Raw genomic sequence first — 4,836 nt, 5'->3', positions numbered from 1 at the left:
ATGGCGACTGGAAAAAGTTGGGTAGTTTTTTTGAATAAAAACAATGGGTTATTTTATGTTTGATAAGAGCGAGCTTGAATTGCGTACCCCCGTAGCAGTTGACGAGTTTTGCGAGGCTACGTCCGGGCGCGCAGCGGCCGTAAAAAGAGCCAGATCAAAAGATCGCGAGGCAAGCTCGCTCCTACAGTTTTATCGCGTACCCCCGTAGCAGTTGTCGAGCTTTGCGAGGCTACGTCCGGGCGCGCAGCGGCCGTAAAAAGAGCTAGATCAAAAGATCGCGAGGCAAGCTCGCTCCTACAGTTTTATCGCGTACCCCCGTAGCAGTTGACGAGCTTTGCGAGGCTACGTCCGGGCGCGCAGCGGCCGTAAAAAGAGCCTGATCAAAAGATCGCGAGACAAGCTCGCTCCTACAGTTTTCATCGTGCACGCCCGTTCTGATTGTGCCCATTGATGGCGCACCCGCCGCGCACCAAAAGCAGCCGCGCATGATCGATGCTGATGCATCCGCATGCGTATTTTTATGAAATTTTCTTCATTTTTAGTGGTTTTGACAGGCTGGCACAGCCCTTGCTCCAGGCCCTTGCAGGCACAGATATTTTCTTTCGCTTCAAAGGACTGATCATGCAAGAGCAAGCAATGGTTGTGAGCCGCCGCAAGGTGCTGAACTGGATCGGTGTGACAGCGGGTGCCGCTGCGATGTATCAGGCAATGAGCGCCTTGAGCTTTGCCGCAGAATCCACCTACGAGCGCAATTTTGCCTTGAGCGGCGCGCCCAAGGGCACCCGAGTATTGATTCTCGGTGCAGGGCTGGCGGGCATGACTGCCGCTTACGAACTGCGTAAGGCCGGGTACCAGGTCAAGGTCCTGGAGTTCAACGCCAAGCCGGGCGGGCGTTGCTGGACGTTGCGCGGTGGTGACCGCTTTACCGAGTTGGGTGGTGCGACCCAGCAGTGCGAGTTTGATAAGGGCTTGTACCTCAATCCCGGGCCGTGGCGTATCCCTTACCATCACCATGCAGTGCTCGATTACTGCCATAAGTTCGGTGTCGCGCTGGAGCCCTTTATTCAGGTCAATTACAACGCCATGGTGCATTCCACCAAGGCGTTTGGTGGCAAGCCGCAGCGTTATCGCGAGGTGCAGGCCGACTTTCAGGGGCATGTTGCCGAACTGCTGAGCAAGGCCGTCAACCAGCACGGCCTGGACCAGGCCCTGACCCGCGAGGACCGCGAACGCTTGCTGGAAGTGATGCGCAAGTGGGGCGCGCTGGATGCCAACAACGCCTACAAGAAATCCCTGGAAACCAGTTTGCGCCGGGGTTTTGCTGTGGATGACGGCGGCGGTCTGATGCCCGAGGCCGTGCCGTCCGAACCCATTGACTGCAAGGCGCTACTCGATTCCAACCTCTGGCAAAGCATCGCCAGCGGCCAGGAGTACGAATTCCAGAGCAGCATTTTCCAGCCGGTGGGCGGCATGGACATGATTGCCCAGGCCTTTCAGAAACAGGTGAATGACCTGATTCATTACAACGCCAAGGTCACGCGCATCCAGCAAGATGCCAACGGCGTGACCGTGACCTATCAAAACAGTGATGGCAGCGGCGGGGCACAGCAGGAGCAGGCGGACTGGTGCGTGTGCACCTTGCCGCTGTCGATCCTTGGGCAACTGCCCATCGATGTCAGCGCGCCAATGATGAGCGCCATTCGCGCCGTGCCTTACGAGTCTTCGGTGAAGGTCGGCTTGCAGTTCAAGCGGCGTTTCTGGGAGCAGGACGAGCATATCTACGGCGGCATTACCTACACCGACACGCCCGTCAGCAAGATCAGCTACCCGAGCACCGACTATGGCAAGCAAGGCAAGGGCGTGCTGCTAGGGGCGTATATCTGGGGCCCGAATGCCTACGAATTTACCGCCATGAGCCCGCAAATGCGCGTGCAAAAGGCTGTGGAGTTTGGCGCGCAGATTCACCCGCAATACCCCGGCGAATTCGAAAACGGCATTGCCGTTGGCTGGCACCGTGTGCCCTGGACTAACGGCTGCTACGGCTTATGGACGCCCGAGACGCGCCAGCAGCACTACAAAAACCTGTGCCAGATCGACGGCCGCATTGTGCTCGCGGGGGAGCATGCCTCTTACATTCCAGCCTGGATGGAGGGCGCTATTTTGTCGTCGCACGATGCGATCAAGCGCCTGCATACCCACATCATCGCCAGCACTAAAACCGCCTGACAGGGAGTTAGCCATGCGTACGATTATGTCCACCGCTGTGTTGTGGGGCCTGATGGGCAGCGCGACGGCGTTTGCCGCTGACGCCCCGATCCTGTCCACCTCCGGCAAATTCGAAGAACAGACCGGCGAAGCGCTGTTTAATCAAGTCTGCCAGGGCTGCCACATGGCCCAAGGTCAGGGGGCTCACGGTGCAGGCGCTTACCCGGCGCTGTCGACCAACCCCAAGCTCGGCGCCAAGGTGTATCCGGTGTACATGGTGGCCTCCGGACAAGGCGGTATGCCGGGCTTCAAAAAGTACATGGATGACCAGCAGATTGCTGCGGTGGTCAACTATGTCCGCACACATTTTGGTAATCAATACCCCGATACGGTCACGGCCGAAGAGGTTAGGGTTCTTACCCAGCGCTGAAAGTCTCCATGGATTACGTTTTTTCATCCCTAAAGGAATAAACAATGTCGAAGACCATCATCACCACCGTCCTGCTGACCTCTTTGTTGGGCGGCCTCATGGCCACGCAGGTTAACGCTGCTGAAGTGATCCGGCACAAGCTGCCAAACTCTGATTTCCCGATCTCCCTGGCCGTGGAAATTCCGCCAGGGGCCACCGTGGTTAACCTCAGTGGTGTGGTGCCGCCAATTGCCGACAGCAAGGCCGATCCCAAGACACTGGCCGCTTATGGCGACACCGAAGTGCAGACCGTGAATGTGCTGAAGAACATTGAAGGCACGTTGAAAAGTCTCAATCTGACCATGGGCGATGTGGTGAAAATGCAGGTCTATCTGGTGGGCACGCCTGAAACCGGCAAGATGGATTTCGCCGGCTTTATGAAGGGCTACACCCAGTTCTTTGGCACGGCTGCCCAACCCAAGCTGCCAACCCGCTCAGCGTTCCAGGTGGCAGGTCTGGCCAACCCCAACTACCTGGTAGAAATCGAAGTGACGGCGGTTCGTCCATAACCTGATCTGTGCCTTAAACCCTGGTCAGCAAACACGCTGACCATGGTGGGTGGCCTTTAAACCTGGCCGCTGATAATCGCATCGGCAATGGTTGCGCAAAACCAGCGCAGCGCCGCCGAACTCTCACTGTTGGGGTTCCAGTGCAACGAGACATCGAACTCGGGCACCTGGAACGGCAAGTCCAGCATCTGCAAACCCCCGTCATGCACAAATAATCTGGCGATCTGCTCAGGCAGCACGGCCAGCAGGTCGGTGCCCGGAAGAATTTTCGGCAGCACGGAAAAATGCGGCACGTGCAGGTTGATCCGCCGCTCGACATTCATGCTCTTCAAGACGTCTTCAATGCTGCCGTGGCCGGAGGTGCGGGTCACGGTGACGTGCCGTTCGGCGAGAAACTGTTGCAGATTGATGTGCTCGCGGATGCGCGGGTGACTGGCGCTGAGCAAGCAGGTATAGCGCTCATGCATCAGCACCCGGTTGTGGGTGCCGGGCACCGGATGGCGGCAAATCGCGGCGTCGATCTTGGCGCTGGCCAGCCATTCACCCACCTGATCGACCTGCAGCGGTATGACTTCGACCTCCGCCTGCGGTGCCTCGCGGTTCAGGCGCGCCAGAATCAGCGATAAAAAGCCCATCTCACCCAGGTCCGAGAGCGCAATGCGAAAGCGTCGCTCAGTGGTTGCCGGGTCAAACTGGCGAGTGCTTTGCACGGCGCCTTCAATGCGCGTCAGGCAATCACGCAGCGTGGGGTAGAGCTGCTGCGCGACAAACGTCGGCTGAATGCCGTCACGGGTGCGACTGAACAACTTGTCATCGAACAGCTCGCGCAGGCGGGCCAGGCCATAACTCACGGAAGGCTGGGTGACGAACAGACGTTCTGCGGCCAGGGTCACGCTGCGGGCTTCATACAGAGTGATGAAGGTGCGGATCAGGTTCAGGTCGATGTGGCTCATGGCGCCTCAAGTGGCTACAGCGATATAGATGGGGCTTATTTTTAATAGAGATAGTATCGATTTGATCAATCGACTGGCAGCTGCAAGAGTAACCCAAAGTCTAAAAACAGCTGCAAGGGTCCCTATGAAAACCGTTCACTCTGCCACTTACGACATTCTGCGCGAGCAAGGCCTGACCACCATTTTTGGCAACCCCGGCTCCAATGAGCTGCCGTTTCTGAAGGGCTTCCCCGAAGATTTCAGCTACATCCTCGGCCTGCACGAAGGCGCCGTGGTGGGCATGGCCGACGGCTTTGCCCTGGCCACCGGCAAACCGACCTTCGTCAACCTGCACGCCGCAGCAGGCACCGGTAACGGCATGGGCGCGTTGACCAATGCCTGGTACTCCCACAGCCCGCTGGTGATTACCGCCGGGCAGCAAGTGCGCTCGATGATCGGTGTCGAAGCGATGCTGGCCAACGTCGATGCCGCGCAGTTGCCCAAGCCTCTGGTGAAGTGGAGCCACGAACCGGCCTCGGCGCAGGACGTACCGCGCACCCTGAGCCAGGCCATTCACATGGCCAGCCTGGCGCCACGAGGCCCGGTGTATGTGTCCATTCCGTATGACGATTGGGCCTGCGAAGCTCCGGCCGGGGTTGAGCACTTGGCCCGGCGCCACGTGGCAAGCGCCGGTGTGCCGTCGCCTGCGCAGTTGCAGGAC

At 58.6% G+C, this 4,836-nt stretch carries 5 protein-coding genes; 4 read left to right on the top strand and 1 reads right to left on the bottom strand.

The annotated features are described in order from the left end of the window. Positions 1–696 precede the first annotated feature (696 nt). From GHO41_RS28540 to GHO41_RS28530, 3 genes are read left to right on the top strand one after another with little or no spacing between them, the layout of a single operon-like run. The gene (locus tag GHO41_RS28540; RefSeq protein ID WP_123752135.1) at positions 697–2,226 is read left to right on the top strand and encodes a flavin monoamine oxidase family protein; all 1,530 of its coding nucleotides are present in this window, start codon (positions 697–699) and stop codon (positions 2,224–2,226) included. A 13-nt stretch (positions 2,227–2,239) separates the two neighbouring features. After that, positions 2,240–2,635, top strand: coding sequence for a cytochrome c (locus tag GHO41_RS28535; RefSeq protein ID WP_053225416.1), 396 nt, complete (start codon positions 2,240–2,242; stop codon positions 2,633–2,635). Between the two features lie 44 nt (positions 2,636–2,679). Continuing rightward, a complete protein-coding gene (locus GHO41_RS28530) occupies positions 2,680–3,183 on the top strand; it encodes a RidA family protein (RefSeq protein ID WP_048369252.1) in 504 nt (167 codons plus the stop codon). 56 nt (positions 3,184–3,239) lie between these two features. On the opposite strand, the gene GHO41_RS28525 is transcribed toward GHO41_RS28530, so the two are convergent. After that, positions 3,240–4,136 carry a LysR family transcriptional regulator gene (locus tag GHO41_RS28525; protein ID WP_048369251.1) on the bottom strand — a complete coding sequence of 299 codons (897 nt, stop codon included), beginning with the start codon at positions 4,134–4,136 and terminating at the stop codon, positions 3,240–3,242. A 124-nt stretch (positions 4,137–4,260) separates the two neighbouring features. Between GHO41_RS28525 and GHO41_RS28520 the strand changes: the two genes are divergently transcribed. Then, positions 4,261–4,836 (top strand): thiamine pyrophosphate-binding protein (locus GHO41_RS28520; RefSeq protein ID WP_256678886.1); only part of this gene is annotated, 576 nt, incomplete at its 3' end.

The sequence above is a fragment of the Pseudomonas sp. FSL R10-0399 genome, from assembly GCF_009600165.1.
GTDB classification, from domain to species: domain Bacteria; phylum Pseudomonadota; class Gammaproteobacteria; order Pseudomonadales; family Pseudomonadaceae; genus Aquipseudomonas; species Aquipseudomonas helleri.
Note: the sequence above shows the minus strand (reverse complement) of the source record. Positions and strands in the feature narration are given on the sequence as shown.

What these genes read in the sequence shown, in the direction of transcription:
- GHO41_RS28540 (WP_123752135.1), top strand. Translation starts at nt 697, where the DNA reads ATGTATCAGGCAATGAGCGCCTTGAGCTTTGCCGCAGAATCCACCTAC.
- GHO41_RS28535 (WP_053225416.1), top strand. Translation starts at nt 2,240, where the DNA reads ATGCGTACGATTATGTCCACCGCTGTGTTGTGGGGCCTGATGGGCAGC.
- GHO41_RS28530 (WP_048369252.1), top strand. Translation starts at nt 2,680, where the DNA reads ATGTCGAAGACCATCATCACCACCGTCCTGCTGACCTCTTTGTTGGGC.
- GHO41_RS28525 (WP_048369251.1), bottom strand. Translation starts at nt 4,136, where the DNA reads ATGAGCCACATCGACCTGAACCTGATCCGCACCTTCATCACTCTGTAT.